The sequence below is a fragment of the Lysinibacillus capsici genome (assembly GCF_020217405.1).
Taxonomy (GTDB): Bacteria; Bacillota; Bacilli; order Bacillales_A; family Planococcaceae; genus Lysinibacillus; species Lysinibacillus capsici.
The window spans coordinates 1296311-1310615 of record NZ_CP084108.1 but is presented as its reverse complement, the minus strand read 5'-3'; the positions used below and the strand labels follow the sequence as shown (position 1 = coordinate 1310615).

10 protein-coding genes are annotated in these 14305 nt (G+C 38.3%); 1 reads left to right on the top strand and 9 read right to left on the bottom strand.

Annotated features, from left to right (window positions below; translation table 11 throughout):
• Positions 1 to 81: 81 nt before the first annotated feature.
• The 9 genes from miaA to miaB form a co-directional block, all read right to left on the bottom strand.
• On the bottom strand, positions 82 to 984 hold the full coding sequence (gene miaA, locus LCP48_RS06125; protein ID WP_004225827.1) for a tRNA (adenosine(37)-N6)-dimethylallyltransferase MiaA: 903 nt from the start codon (positions 982 to 984) through the stop codon (positions 82 to 84).
• Positions 971 to 1888 carry an alpha/beta fold hydrolase gene (locus LCP48_RS06120; RefSeq protein ID WP_004225831.1) on the bottom strand — a complete coding sequence of 306 codons (918 nt, stop codon included), beginning with the start codon at positions 1886 to 1888 and terminating at the stop codon, positions 971 to 973. The genes miaA and LCP48_RS06120 overlap by 14 nt, the downstream gene beginning before the upstream one ends.
• A 3-nt stretch (positions 1889 to 1891) precedes the next feature.
• The gene (locus LCP48_RS06115; RefSeq protein ID WP_004225832.1) at positions 1892 to 3538 is read right to left on the bottom strand and encodes a glycerol-3-phosphate dehydrogenase/oxidase; all 1647 of its coding nucleotides are present in this window, start codon (positions 3536 to 3538) and stop codon (positions 1892 to 1894) included.
• Between the two features lie 18 nt (positions 3539 to 3556).
• Positions 3557 to 5050: a glycerol kinase GlpK gene (gene glpK, locus LCP48_RS06110; RefSeq protein ID WP_004225835.1), complete on the bottom strand. Its 1494-nt coding sequence runs from the start codon at positions 5048 to 5050 to the stop codon at positions 3557 to 3559.
• Positions 5051 to 5068: 18 nt separating this feature from the next.
• Positions 5069 to 6931: a DNA mismatch repair endonuclease MutL gene (mutL, locus tag LCP48_RS06105; RefSeq protein ID WP_004225837.1), complete on the bottom strand. Its 1863-nt coding sequence runs from the start codon at positions 6929 to 6931 to the stop codon at positions 5069 to 5071.
• Between the two features lie 15 nt (positions 6932 to 6946).
• Positions 6947 to 9517: a DNA mismatch repair protein MutS gene (gene mutS / locus LCP48_RS06100; RefSeq protein WP_225340789.1), complete on the bottom strand. Its 2571-nt coding sequence runs from the start codon at positions 9515 to 9517 to the stop codon at positions 6947 to 6949.
• A 128-nt stretch (positions 9518 to 9645) separates the two neighbouring features.
• Complete coding sequence (gene cotE, locus LCP48_RS06095; RefSeq protein ID WP_009371179.1) at positions 9646 to 10299, bottom strand: outer spore coat protein CotE; 654 nt, start codon at positions 10297 to 10299, stop codon at positions 9646 to 9648.
• Between the two features lie 134 nt (positions 10300 to 10433).
• Positions 10434 to 10871, bottom strand: coding sequence for a YlbF/YmcA family competence regulator (locus tag LCP48_RS06090; RefSeq protein WP_004225842.1), 438 nt, complete (start codon positions 10869 to 10871; stop codon positions 10434 to 10436).
• On the bottom strand, positions 10872 to 12425 hold the full coding sequence (gene miaB, locus LCP48_RS06085) for a tRNA (N6-isopentenyl adenosine(37)-C2)-methylthiotransferase MiaB (protein WP_004225844.1): 1554 nt from the start codon (positions 12423 to 12425) through the stop codon (positions 10872 to 10874). It lies immediately after the preceding gene.
• Between the two features lie 658 nt (positions 12426 to 13083).
• Between miaB and LCP48_RS06080 the strand changes: the two genes are divergently transcribed.
• Positions 13084 to 13710 (top strand): hypothetical protein, encoded by a 627-nt coding sequence (locus LCP48_RS06080; RefSeq protein WP_225340788.1) that lies wholly within the window; start codon positions 13084 to 13086, stop codon positions 13708 to 13710.
• Positions 13711 to 14305: the final 595 nt, after the last annotated feature.

The window sequence follows — 14305 nt, the reverse complement described above, 5'->3', positions numbered from 1 at the left end:
TAACTTTCTACCTCTTCATTCCTATAGTAGCATGTTCTACCAATTTATCAATTAGTAATTTTTAGAAATTTTTCTTTATTCTTATAATCGATCATCAGGCGTAATAAAATGGACATCCATTTTATTACGGAAATAAGTAAGCTGTCTTTTTGCATAGCGACGGGAATTTTGTTTTAGGCTATCAATGGCTTCTTCTAGGGTACATTTACCATCTAAATAATCATATAATTCTTTATACCCGATGGCTTGTATAGACTGCACACCGCGGATATTTCGCTGCCATAATCCCTTCACTTCTTGCAGAAGACCATTTTCCATCATTAAATCAACACGACGATTAATACGGTCATATAGCACGTCTCGAGACATGTTTTGACCTAACCCTAAAATAACATGGTTGTAAAGGGGGACTTCTCCTCGATTTTGCGCTTCAGCTGCTTTTGATACACCGCTTAATTCCAGCATCTCTAATGCACGAATAACACGACGTGTATTGTTAGGATGGATTGTCTCCGCTGTTTGAGGGTCTAGTTTTTTTAATTTGTCATGCATTGCTTCAGGGCCAAGCTTTTCTAATTCCTCATAGTAGGCTTTTCGTGCTTCTACATCTACTTTTTCATCAGTAAATTGGAAATCATAGAGGACAGCTTGTACATATAAGCCAGAGCCCCCTACTATTATAGGTAATTTTTGACGAGATTGAATTTCCGCGATCTTCGCACGTACTAATTTTTGATAATCTGCTACCGAAAAAGATTCTGTAGGCTCTAAAAAGCTTAGTAAATGATGAGGAACGCCCTCCATCTCTTCTTCGGTAATTTTAGCTGTCCCAATATCGAGCCCTTTATAAACTTGCATGGAATCACCATTAATGACTTCACCGTTATATTTTTTTGCCAGTTCAATGCTTAATGCCGTTTTACCAGAGGCAGTCGGCCCCACTATTGCTACGACCTCTGCCTGCTGCAATTTAGTTTCTATCATATTTTTCTAACCACCGTAATAAAACTTGAAAGACCGCTTCTTGATTGTCTTCATTTAAAATTTCATGTCGTTTTTCCTCGAATAAATAAACCGTTACATCCTCTACACCCACTGCTGCTAACTGTTCAGCAACTTTGTAAACGCCTAGCCCCTGTTCACCAACTGGATCTTTGCTGCCACTAATTAAGAGAATAGGGAGGTCTTTTCTTACTTTTGCTAATTCTCTTTTACGATTTAGTGTGGCAAAGCCAGTTGTCAAATCCACGAAAAATTGATTCGTTGGAATAAAGCCACAATAGGGATCATCGATATACTTTTCCACCTCTTGTTGTACTGAACATAACCAATCATAGGCAGTCTTCGGATTGGGAAATTGCTTATTAAAGCTACCAAAGCTCAATTGATTTAACAGCTTACTTTCAGTTTCTTTTCCTAGTCCCTTAGCTAAAGCCTTGGCTACTAGATTTCCTACAGCATGCAAGGCTGTCACATTTCCAGTGCCACAGAGAATAACATTATCTACTTGCTCTCCATATAATTGAATATAGCGTCTAGTAATGAAGGAACCCATACTATGGCCAAAGAGAATTAATGGTACATTAGCGTATGGTACGTGAAGTTGTGTAATCACTTCATGAGCATCTTTTACAACACGCTCAAAGCCGTTTTCTTCAGCAAAAAAGCCCAATGTCCCATTATATGCTGCCGTTTCACCATGCCCACGGTGATCGTGCATCGTCACAACATAGCCTGCTGCGTTGAGAGTTTTCGCAAATGTTAAATAGCGACCGCTGTGCTCGGCCATGCCATGCAAAATGTGAATATGTCCAATACATGGCGTTGAAGGCTCCGATGTTCGAGTGAAGACAAATTGTTCATCCGACATTTGAATATAACGCTCCATCCCTTACTCCCCTTCTTTCACAAAATTTGTTGCATCGTTAATGGCTTGCTCTAATTCAGCAATATAGCTATTTTTTTGTTCCTCCGTATAATTTAAGCGTTGTTGCATCACTTGCATCACTTGCTGTTTATAAAGCTTTACTGCTTCAATATCGAAGTATAATAAACCAGTCCGACGGATAAAGAAGTCGCTTGGTGTATAGACCATTTCGGCTTCAATGCCATACAGTAGCATCGCATGTAAGGCAAGAGGCATTGTACTGCCATGTTCATGTAAAAATTTCACGCGATCAAATAAGGCATCTACATTCGTGCCATACTTTTGTACGAGATGCTTGGCTTCATCATAATTTAAGCCATACTGTACGCCTTCCCGTGCTTTATAGGCAATATAGTCAGGGAAATTAATAGCGTTAATTCCCTTTGCACCAGAAAGTGCTAGCTCACGTGTTAAACAGCCACTTGCATGCTTGTAGCGACGGGCCTTCACAATTTTATCCACAATCGTTTCAGCCATTTGGCGATAGCCCGTAAGCTTACCACCCGCAATCGTCATTAAACCACTTGGCGCTGTCCAAATTTCATCTTTCCTTGAAATTTCTGATGGATCCTTGCCTTTTTCATAAATCAGAGGTCGGACCCCTGCCCAAGAGGATTCAATTGTGTCTCTTGTGATAGTAGCAGTTGGAAAGATCTTTTTTGCAGCTTCCATTAGATAATCCACATCTTGCTGTGATGCCACTGGATGTATAGGATTACCTTCATAGACAGTATCCGTAGTCCCTACATAGGTTTTACCATCTCGTGGAATGGCAAAGGCCATACGACCATCAGCAATATCAAAATAAACAGCTTGCTTTAGCGGGAAATCCTTTTGTTTGAAGACAATATGAACGCCCTTTGTTAGACGTAATTGCTTGTTATCTGCTACCTTATCTTTTTGTCGTACGTCATCAACCCAGGGACCTGTTGCATTCACAATTTGGGCGGCATGAACATTGAGCATTTTCCCCGTCACATGATCCCTCACTTTAATGCCAACAAGCTTTTTCTTTTCATAAATAAATTCCGTCATTTCAGCATAGTTGAGGCAAAGCGCTCCATATTCTACTGCCTTTTTTAATACTTCAATTGTTAGACGGGCATCATCTGTACGGTATTCTACATAATAGCCACCGCCGACTAAGCCATCTGGATTGAGTAAAGGCTCTAATGCCAGGGTTTCCTGAGCATTTAACATCGTTCTACGTTCATGTTTTTTGACGCCCGCCAAGCGGTCATAGACCTTTAATGCCATAGATGTTGTGAAGGGACCGAGTGAACCCTTTTTATATAAAGGTAATAGCATTTTTTCAGGCGTTGTGACATGTACAGCATTATCATAAACAATTTCACGCTCTCGCCCTACCTCGGCTACAACTCCTACATCAAATTGCTTTAAATAACGTAGACCACCGTGAATCAATTTGGTTGAACGGCTCGACGTACCAGCTGAAAAATCCTGCATATCAATTAATGCGACAGAAAGGCCTCTTGATGCGGCATCTAATGCAATTCCTGCACCTGTAATACCACCACCAATGACTAATACGTCAAAGCTATAGTGCTCTAGATAATATAAAATTTTTGGTCGCTGCTCAAATGAAAACATACCTTTCTCCCCCAATAGCTATGATTTAAAAATTCGTGTTGCCTCTACAGCCTTCTGCCATCCTGTATACAGAGCTGTGGCTTGTTCTTCATCCATGTGAGGGTGATAGGTTTCCCCACTCACCCATAATGCCGATAAAGCCTCTTGGTTTGGCCAGAAGCTTGTCGCCAGCCCCGCTAAATAGGCTGCACCGAGTGCTGTTGACTCATTCAGTTTTGCTAGCTCTACTTGTAGCTGTAAAACATCACTTTGGAACTGCATTAAAAATTGATTTTTGACAGCTCCACCATCTACACGGAGTACTTCAATCGGAGTACCTGCTGCTTCTTCCATTGCATCTAGTACATCTTTCGTTTGATAGGCTAATGATTCTAGTGTTGCTCGAATAAAATGTTCTTTTGATGTTCCACGGGTTAACCCAAAAATGGCGCCACGTGCATCTGTATCCCAGTAAGGTGTACCTAGACCAACAAAGGCAGGGACAACATAAACCCCATCAGTATGATCTACTTTTCTAGCATAGGATTCAGAATCCTCTGCTGTACGAATCATCCTTAGTCCATCGCGTAGCCATTGAATAGCTGATCCTGCTACAAATACACTACCTTCCAATGCATAGGTCACTGTCCCATCTATTCCCCACGCAATGGTTGTCAATAAACCATTTTCTGATGTCACTGCTTGCTCTCCTGTATTTAATAACATAAAGCAGCCAGTGCCATACGTGTTTTTAGCCATTCCTTTGCTAAAACAAGTTTGTCCAAAAAGTGCGGCTTGCTGATCACCCGCAATCCCAGCTATCGGAATTTTTTCTCCAAAAAATATACTTGGAGCCGTTTCTGTGTATATTTCTGATGAATTTCTCACTTCTGGAAGCATGGACATTGGGATAGCTAAAAGCTCGCAAAGTTCCTCATCCCACTTCAATTCATGAATATTGTAGAGCATTGTTCGAGCTGCATTTGAGTAATCGGTCACATGAGCCTTTCCCTTTGATAATCGCCAAACAAGCCATGTATCAATCGTTCCAAATAATAAATCCCCATTGTCTGCCTTTTCACGAGCGCCTTCAACATTATCTAAAATCCATTTAATTTTTGTCGCTGAAAAATAAGCATCTAAGCGAAGCCCTGTCTTTTGCTGAAAATGTTCTTCATGTCCTTGTTCTTTTAAGGTATTCACAATGTCCTGTGTTTGGCGTGATTGCCAGACAATCGCATTGTAAATTGGCTGACCTGTGTGTTTATCCCACACCACTGTTGTTTCGCGCTGATTGGTAATGCCGATCGCATGAACCTCACTTGCTTCATGGCCACTTTCGGTTAATACCGCCGCAATAACGGACAAGATAGAACCCCATATTTCATTGGCATTATGCTCTACCCAGCCAGCATTTGGAAAGATTTGTTGAAATTCTTTTTGTGCTACATGAACAATTTGACCTTTTTTATCAAATAAAATGGCTCTTGAACTTGTCGTTCCTTGATCAATCGCTAAAATAAATTCACCCATCTATTTTCCCCCTCTCCCTTACATAACCCGTTTGAACATTTTTTCCACTTCATATGATGTAAAGTGAATAAGCACCGGACGTCCGTGTGGGCATGTAAATGGATTATCTGCATTGCGTAAATCTCGCAGCAATGTTTCCATTTGCTCTTTTGTTAAATAATAATTGGCTTTGATTGACTTTTTACAGCTCATCATAATCGCGGCTGCCTCACGTAGTTTTTTGATATCAGCCTTTTTAGTTGTCAGCACCTGTTCAATTAAATCCTCAATGATTTCCTGTTCCTCCCCTTGTGGGAACCAACTCGGATGCTCACGTACAACAAAAGATGACTGTCCAAATTCCTCTAAAAATACGCCTACAGCTTCTAATTCATGCCTGTGTTCTCGTAAGATCAGTGCTTCATCGGCTGCATAATGGAATGTTAGTGGTAACAATAATGCCTGACGTTCATGAGGATTAACTTGACCGACTTTTTCACGGAAGAATTCGTATTTAATGCGTTCCTGAGCAGCATGCTGATCAATTAAATAAAAACCATCCTCCATTTGTGCGACAATGTATGTGCCATGGATTTGCCCCACTACTTCGAGTTCAGGAAAGGGTTCCTTCGTAGGCATTTCTTCCAATATTTCCGACTGTTCAGCTATTGTTACTTCATCAATTGTTTCAGCCTCTATTTGTGGTGTAAGCTGCCAACTTTCCTCTCGAACCGTAGAAATTGGCTTAGGCTCATCTATCTGTTCAAGATTGTTTTCTTGAATGGTTTGGACATCATATAATTTTTCTACGATGGCATTCATTTTCTCCACATCAATCTTCGGAGCAGGCTTCCAAATGTTTAATTGCTCAGTAGCTGGTTTAACTATTTTTTCTTTCTTTTCCATTTGTGGGACTCGAATAATGTTGCGTATTGTTTCACGAATGGTTTCCTCTATTAACTTCAAAAGATCAGCCTCTTTACTTAAACGAATTTGATGTTTTGCAGGATGCACATTCACGTCTGTTAAGTAAGGATCACCCTCTATATATAGAACAACTATTGGGAAGCGCTCGATAGGTAAATACGTATGGTAAGCATCTACAATAGCCTTTTGTACTAAATAATGCTTGACCCAACGACCATTGACAAATAGAGTCATATAATTTTTAGAAGCACGTGTTACCTCTGGTAAGGATACAAAGCCAGAAATTCGATAATCATGTGACTCGCCTTGGAATGACACCATTTTCTTGGCATTATGTATTCCATAAATAGCTGCAAGCACTTGTTGTACATCTCCTCGGCCATTTGTTTGCAGTAATTGTTGACCATTATGCAATAATCTGAATGCTATTTGTGGGTTACCAAGTGCGAGGCGATTCATCAGGTCTATTGTATGCCCAAGCTCGGTTTGAATGGTTTTCATATATTTTAAACGGGCGGGTGTATTAAAGAATAGCTGGGAGACTGTTAAATCAGTTCCTTTACGCAATGGACCAGGTTTATGAGTGAGGATATGTCCACCTTCAAGTTCTAAATGTGTTCCGGATTCACCATTTGATGTAATCAATGTCATTTTAGAAACAGAGGCAATGGATGCTAAAGCCTCACCACGGAAGCCAAGTGTTCGAATACGAAATAAATCATGTTCCTGATGAATTTTACTAGTAGCATGACGAGAGAATGACATTAGTGCATCCTCTTCATCCATACCGCTACCATTATCTATTACTTGAATGGAAGTGAGACCTGCTTCTAGTAAAAAAACATCAATGGACGTACTCCCAGCATCAATAGCATTTTCCACTAGCTCTTTTACAACAGAAGCTGGCCTTTCTACTACCTCTCCTGCCGCGATTTTATTGGATAGCCATTCGTCCATAATTTGTATGTTTCCCACTAACGTATCACTCCTTTATTTTTTAACGTTCACTAGTTCTTGCTGTAGCTCATATAAAATATTCATTGCCTGCATTGGTGAAGTACCTAGAATATTTACCTTTTCTAATTTCTTTAGCACCTGTGTCTCGGCTGGGGAAATCGGTTCGTCCTCTGCAAATAAAGACATCTGTATTGGTTGTTCAGCTATCACCTGTGTTTCGGCAACTACTTCTTTCCCTGCCTCAAAGTTCTCAAGTAATACACGTGCTCTAGCTAAAATTTCCTCAGGTAATTGAGCAAGCTGTGCCACATGTATACCATAGGATTTATCAGCCGCTCCTTTTTTCACCTTATGCAGGAAAACGACCGTACCATTTTTTTCAGTGGCTGAAACATGCACATTTTGTAAGCGTGGCAAATCCTTTTCAAGTGCTGTCAATTCATGATAGTGCGTAGAAAATAACGTATTGGCCCCAATTTTGTCATGAATATATTCCATCATCGATTGTGCCAAACTCATTCCATCATAGGTCGATGTTCCACGTCCAATTTCATCAAATAGCATCAAGCTATTTTTTGTTGCATGCGTAATTGCATGTTGCGATTCAAGCATCTCCACCATAAATGTAGATTGCCCTGCCGCTAAATCATCGGCCGCCCCAATCCGAGTAAAAATTTGATCAGTAATAGGCAGCTTCGCTTTTTCAGCGGGTACATAGCAGCCCATTTGTGCCATAACAACAATTAATGCAACTTGGCGCATATAAGTACTTTTACCTGACATATTCGGCCCTGTAATAAGCATCATATTGTTCTGCTCTTCTAGCACACAATCGTTTGGTACATACATTTGCTTATTCAGCATTTTTTCAACGACAGGATGGCGTCCTTCTATAATTTCTAGGGCACGTCCACCATGAAATTGCGGTTTCGTAAAGCGATATTTTTCTGAGACACTTGCAAAGCTTAGTAAAACATCCAATTCACTAATATTTGCTGCCAGTGCTTGGACACGCGGAATATAAGCTTTTAATACATCACGGATTTCTACAAATAGGTTGTACTCCAATGTTAAGCTTTCTTCTTCTGCATTTAAAATCAATGCTTCTTTTTCTTTTAGTTCCTGTGTAATATAGCGCTCCGCATTCGCCAGTGTTTGTTTGCGCTCATAGCGTGTTAAATCCGCTAAATGAATATTTGATTTTGTTATTTCAATATAGTAACCAAAAATGCGATTATAGCCTATTTTTAAATTTTTAATACCCGTTTTCACACGCTCTTCTTGTTCCAGTTGGGCAATCCAATCCTTACCATTACGAGCGGCATAGCGAAGTTCGTCTAAGCGTTCATTATAGCCGTCACGGATAACATCCCCTTCTTTAATGGTAATAGGGGGATTATCTGTAATCGCTTTTGCTAATAATGCCTCGACATCTGAGCATGTATCAAGTTCCGCACCTAATTGCTGTAATGTTTCTTTATTTGACCCCATCAACTGCTGTTGAATAGTCGGCACTTGGCGTAAAGAATCACGCAATTGGGCTAAATCTCGTCCACCCACATTGCCAAAAGCAACACGACCAGCCAAACGCTCTAAATCATATACTTGTTTTAAGGATGCTTGAAGCTCTGTTCGTACAAAATATTCTTCCAACAAATCCGTAACAATCGCTAGTCTAGCCTCTATTGCTGAACGTGTGGCAAGCGGTTGGTGTAGCCATTGCTTTAATTTCCGTCCACCCATCGCTGTCACGGTGTCATCTAATAGCCATAAGAGTGTACCTTTTTGATCGCCACCACGAATCGATTGAATCAGCTCTAAATTGCGCTTTGAGCTAGAATCAATGCGTAAATAATTTTTAATTTCATTAAACGTGAATGCCTGAATATGTGATAAAGATCTCATTTGCGTTTGGTCAATATAAGCTAACAATCGAAGACACGCAATTTGTAACGGTTTTGGTACAGCTTCTAGATAACTTGCTGCTTTGTCCATAGGCATTTCATTCACTTCAATTGAAAGTACGATCCCAGCATTGACGGCATGCTCTGCTAATAATAGCTGCAAACTATCCGTTACAATCAGCTCTCGAATTCCGTAAGCCTGCATTTGCATTAATAAGGCTTTGCCATCGCCTTCAATAGAAGATGCTACTGCCTCACCTGTGGATAAATCTAAATAAGCATAGCCAAATGTTGTGTCATCTAATTGCTCTGCCGCTCCAATAAAATGATTCGATTTACCATCAAGAGCCTTTCCTTCCATAATTGTTCCTGGTGTGATAAGCTGAACCACTTCACGTTTGACCACACCTTTTGCTTGCTTTGGATCTTCTGTTTGTTCACAAATAGCCACTTTATAGCCTTTTTGCACAAGTGTTTCAATATAATTTTTAGCCGAATGATGCGGCACACCGCACATTGGTATTCGCTCTTTTGCGCCTGCATCTCGGCTTGTTAATGTAATTTCTAAAATTTGTGAGGCATTGATTGCGTCCTCAAAAAACATTTCATAAAAGTCACCTAATCTAAAAAATAAAAAGGCATCTTTGTAATCTTCCTTTACCTGTAGATACTGTTGCATCATTGGTGTATATGTTGTCATATCACTATTTACCTCGCTCTTGCCTTATAGATATATTTATTATAACAAAAGATACATGCGAAACGCTTCATTCACCTTTTTTAAGATGCTAGCATTTCGCATGTATCAAAAAATGATGTTTTTTAGACTTATCTTGGTCGTTCATCAGGAAACGATGAAGACTCTAACACATACCTGCCTTCTCCTTCAGGACTTGAAGAGGAGCTAGAACTAGAGCTTGATGAGGATGAAGATGAACTTTCATCATTAAGGCTCCAATCTTCTTCATAGTCTAGTGGATGGACACTAATACAAATTGTTGTTTCACCCATTACCTCAACAACTACTTCACGTTCCACTACAATTTCAAACTTTGTACCACATGGAGAGATAATCGCTTCAATACAATTTGGTTCTTGTATCACACGTACACGAACATCATCACCAACGCTAATTTCACCGTCTCGATAGTGAAGCTTCACTTTGTCTTTATAGTGAATCGTTTCAGAAAACACAGCTGTTTTCGAATGATTACTATAGGCATACCAAACATTGACATCAAATTTCCCTGTTACTTCTACAAATTTCCCGACTCTTTTTGCAGAGCAAGTGTGATTGATTACCCAGCATCCTAAAATACTTGTCGGTTTATTTGTTGGTGATAATGTTACACGTTCTTCCGTTCTCTTCTTCCCTTTGGCAACTACTGCTTTCGTCACGATTTGTCGTAAACGTTTCAGCGCAATTCCTCCTTCGACTCTTTTCACTCCATCATATGCAGATAGCGCCCATTGGGTGAACATATATTTTTAGAGAATGAAATGGATCATTTAAAACTTTTCGATGAGAGGTCTATTATAGCAGCTGAATGCTTCAATAGAAGAAGACGTAAAAAAAGCTCGAATGACAGCATTCGAGCTTTGATTTCTATAATCTGTTAAGAGCAGCTACCTGGTTGAGTATTTTCTACGTATGAACCCGTTTCACCACGAAGAACATCGCCACCAGTTGAGCGAATAATTTCATTTGTAACATTATTTGCGATCGTATTTGAAACAAGTTGCAATAAATCATTTACATCGCCTTGTGATTCTTTAAATTGTTGCACAACTGGGATGGCATTAATTTCTTCCTCGATTTTAGCAATTTTATCTTCAATCATTTTTAATGCTTTTTCTTTCCCTAAGTGCTGGAAATTAACCGCTTGTTTTTGTAAGCTTTTTAAGCTTGCAATACGTTCACGTACTTGTTGATTTTCGTTAATTTGCGCTTCTGCCTTTTTGAAAAATTCAACCTCTGGCGTATTTGCAATCATATGTGCAATTTCATGTGATTTTTTAATTAAATCTTCTTTTGTATATAAGACTTGTGTCATTTATGCTTCCACCTTTTCATTTTTTACGACTTCCACAAATTCACCAGTAAGTGAATAGGATGTAGTCTCTGTTATTTTTACTTTCACTAATTGACCAATTACTTCTGCTGGTGCTTTGAAGTTAACTAAACGATTTTTCCTCGTATAGCCCGCTAACACATCGTCGCGTCGTTTACTTGTGCCTTCAACTAAAACTTCGACAACCTGACCATTTAAACGCTCCAATGCTTTGCGAGAGTATTCACCTACCACTTCATTTAAACGTTGAAGACGCTCTTTTTTCACCTCTTCAGGTACATTGTCAATCATTTTTGCAGCTGGTGTACCTTCACGTGGCGAATAAATATACGTAAACGCTGCGTCAAAGCCAACTTCACGGTATAAGGACAATGTTTCCTCAAACTGCTCCTCTGTTTCATTTGGATAGCCAACGATAATATCTGTTGTTAAGGTTACTTCAGGTATTGCCGCTTTAATTCTATCCACTAAACCAAGGAAATGCTCGCGTGTGTATTTACGCGCCATAATTTTTAGCACGTCATTCGAGCCAGATTGTACTGGTAAATGAATATGCTCCACTAAGTTGCCACGCTTTGCAAGAACTTCGATTAAATGATCATCAAAGTCACGTGGATGACTCGTTGTAAATCGAATACGTGGAATATCGATCTTTCTTAATTCATCCATTAAATCGCCAAGACGATAATCAATATCCTCAAAATCTTTGCCGTAAGCGTTGACATTTTGTCCCAATAACATAATTTCTTTGTAGCCCGCTGCCGCTAGCTCACGAACTTCAGCAATGATTTCCTCTGGTCGGCGACTGCGCTCTTTACCACGTGTATATGGAACGATACAATACGTACAGAATTTATCGCAGCCATACATAATATTAACCCAAGCCTTAATGGAGCCAAGACGTTTCTTCGGCAGATTTTCAATAACATCGCCTTCTTTAGACCAAACCTCTATGACCATTTCTTTAGACATGTAGGCTTCTTTTAAAATGTTTGGCAGACGATGAATATTGTGTGTACCAAACACCATATCAACATGTGGATAGCTTCTTAAAATTTTATTAACCACAGATTCCTCTTGCGACATACAGCCACAAACCCCTATTAGCATCTCAGGGTTTTTTCGTTTATATTTCAGCAGGAAACCAAGTTCTCCAAATACTTTGTTTTCTGCATTTTCACGAATAGCACATGTATTTAGCAAGACAACGTCAGCCTCTTCAATCACCTCTGTTGGTGTGTAGCCTAGCTGCATAAAAATCCCAGCCATTACTTCTGTGTCATGCTCATTCATTTGGCAGCCATAAGTCATGATATGATAACTTTTTCCCTCACCTATTCCACGGAAACCGTTTTCTAAAGCATATTGAATATGTTCAGCTACTGTTTTACGTTTTTTTCCATCGATCATTGATGGCCCTTGAAAATATGTTGAATAATCTTTTTCTGATTCTTTATTTTTATTTTTCGGTAATGTTTTTAGTTGTTCTTGCTCTAATTCAAAAACACTCTTACCTGTTCTCATTTCTTCACTCACTAAACGGACGCTCCTTCCTCACAAATGAATTATACAATTATTTTTATGTTTTATCATTAATAAGCAAAAAGTAATTGTTACAAAACTAAAACGTCACATTTCCTGTCCATACAAATAATTTTTACTAATCCTTTATAATAGATGAAACTTCACCTTTCTCAATAGTTATAACAATAATTAGAATAGTTTATAAATAATTCCAAACCTTTGTTATTATTGATTTATATAAAACAAAGTAGTTTAGGCGTTATAGGCTTTACTGTTGTAGCTGACAAATCAGTGGAATTACAAACGATCTTGAAGGAAAACCCGACATAAGTAATTTTGAGTACAAACCAGGGTATTTTTGAGTAGATAATGATATTACTTCAATTTATGACTTACATTCAACTGCAAAAGATGAATTGTTAGTTGTAAATGGAGGCACAGCTTTAGACAGATTGCATTGTTATCAAAGGTTACAAGTGAAGAATTTAAACCCCTTTTAGCTAAAGAAGGTGGCGGTTCAAAATATATAATGGCTTTAGCTCAAACTGTTATTGTTGATGGTAAAACTGTGTCGAACAATTTGTCTTCAGATTATTTGTTCTACAATCAAAACAGGCTATACTAATATAATTTTGGAAGCAACACCCTCAAAGTTATAAAACTAAAGCTAATGAATACGACTATTCTTACAAGTGTATTAGAATTAGATAAAGAATTTGATAAAACAATAGGTTTCGATGGAGACTATATTGCTATAGATACTAATTTAGCAAAAAAACAAGGTGCAACAGATTCTGATATCAAGCTTGCAATATCAAAAGTAAATGAACATAATCAAATAATAAACGATACATTGGCTATACAGCCATTTGTAACATATGATGAAAATGGTTTTTATTTTGATGAAGAGTCAACTAGAAAAGAAAATGTATCTGAAGACTTAATTGAGTCTACTACAAAAGACTTTGAATTAATGATTTCTGTCCAGCCGTTAGCTGCATGTAACGGTAAAAGTAAGTATGAAAAGACTTCAGTTGGATTCTATACTTACTTTGATAGTTGTCAAGCTTCCAAGATAATAACTTATATTCAAATTGGAGCAGGAATAGCTACACTTGGAGCTGCTATCGCTGCCTTTATTGCTCCTCCTCTTGGATTAGCTACTATTATTGCAATAGGATTAATTGATATTGGGGCAACTGCCTTAAACTTATCAAGCGTTAAGGACTGTGGATTATGGATTAAATGGACAGGTACAGTAAATCCAGATCCTTTCTGGATAGGTTCTCAATGTTAATTATTAAAAAAGGGGGATAGTTGTGTTATCTATAGTTCCTATTATTCTTTTTGGTATTTCACTCACCCTTTGTATTGTACTATTTCTTAGAATGAATCGAATCAAAGAACGTAAAGAGAAATTACCTCTAATAATTCTATTTAGTTTCACTCTACTTAGTTTTTTAGTGCTATTGTATTCTGCACTATTTCATTAAATAACATTGTTATTTTTTGAAGTGAGGGAATGAGCAGAACCTCTGAATCAGACTACTATTCAGAACGATGAAAGCTGAAAAAACACTCATTTGTTTTAGAGTTAAAAACAAATGAGTGTTCTTTTTTATGCTATTCTAGGTCACGTGCGCACACGCCTTTTCTTATACTACACTATATTTACAATGTCATAAAATTACCATAAAATACACACTCATTTTCACTTATATATTTTGTCATTTAAACATAAATTGATATGATAATAGTGGGGATTAAAGAATAACTTAAAATAACAAATATACCTTTTTAAGAGGTGATAAGAGATTGAGCTATAAGTATGATTTGTCGATTCGGCAAATATAAATCGGTAAAATTTAAATATTCTCATCAAAATATGTTTG

Excerpts from the sequence above, each read along its gene's own strand:
- glpK (WP_004225835.1), bottom strand. The coding sequence starts at position 5,050 with ATGGGTGAATTTATTTTAGCGATTGATCAAGGAACGACAAGTTCAAGA.
- LCP48_RS06080 (WP_225340788.1), top strand. The coding sequence starts at position 13,084 with ATGAATACGACTATTCTTACAAGTGTATTAGAATTAGATAAAGAATTT.
- LCP48_RS06120 (WP_004225831.1), bottom strand. The coding sequence starts at position 1,888 with ATGGAGCGTTATATTCAAATGTCGGATGAACAATTTGTCTTCACTCGA.
- mutS (WP_225340789.1), bottom strand. The coding sequence starts at position 9,517 with ATGACAACATATACACCAATGATGCAACAGTATCTACAGGTAAAGGAA.
- LCP48_RS06115 (WP_004225832.1), bottom strand. The coding sequence starts at position 3,538 with ATGTTTTCATTTGAGCAGCGACCAAAAATTTTATATTATCTAGAGCAC.
- cotE (WP_009371179.1), bottom strand. The coding sequence starts at position 10,299 with ATGTTCACCCAATGGGCGCTATCTGCATATGATGGAGTGAAAAGAGTC.
- miaA (WP_004225827.1), bottom strand. The coding sequence starts at position 984 with ATGATAGAAACTAAATTGCAGCAGGCAGAGGTCGTAGCAATAGTGGGG.
- LCP48_RS06090 (WP_004225842.1), bottom strand. The coding sequence starts at position 10,871 with ATGACACAAGTCTTATATACAAAAGAAGATTTAATTAAAAAATCACAT.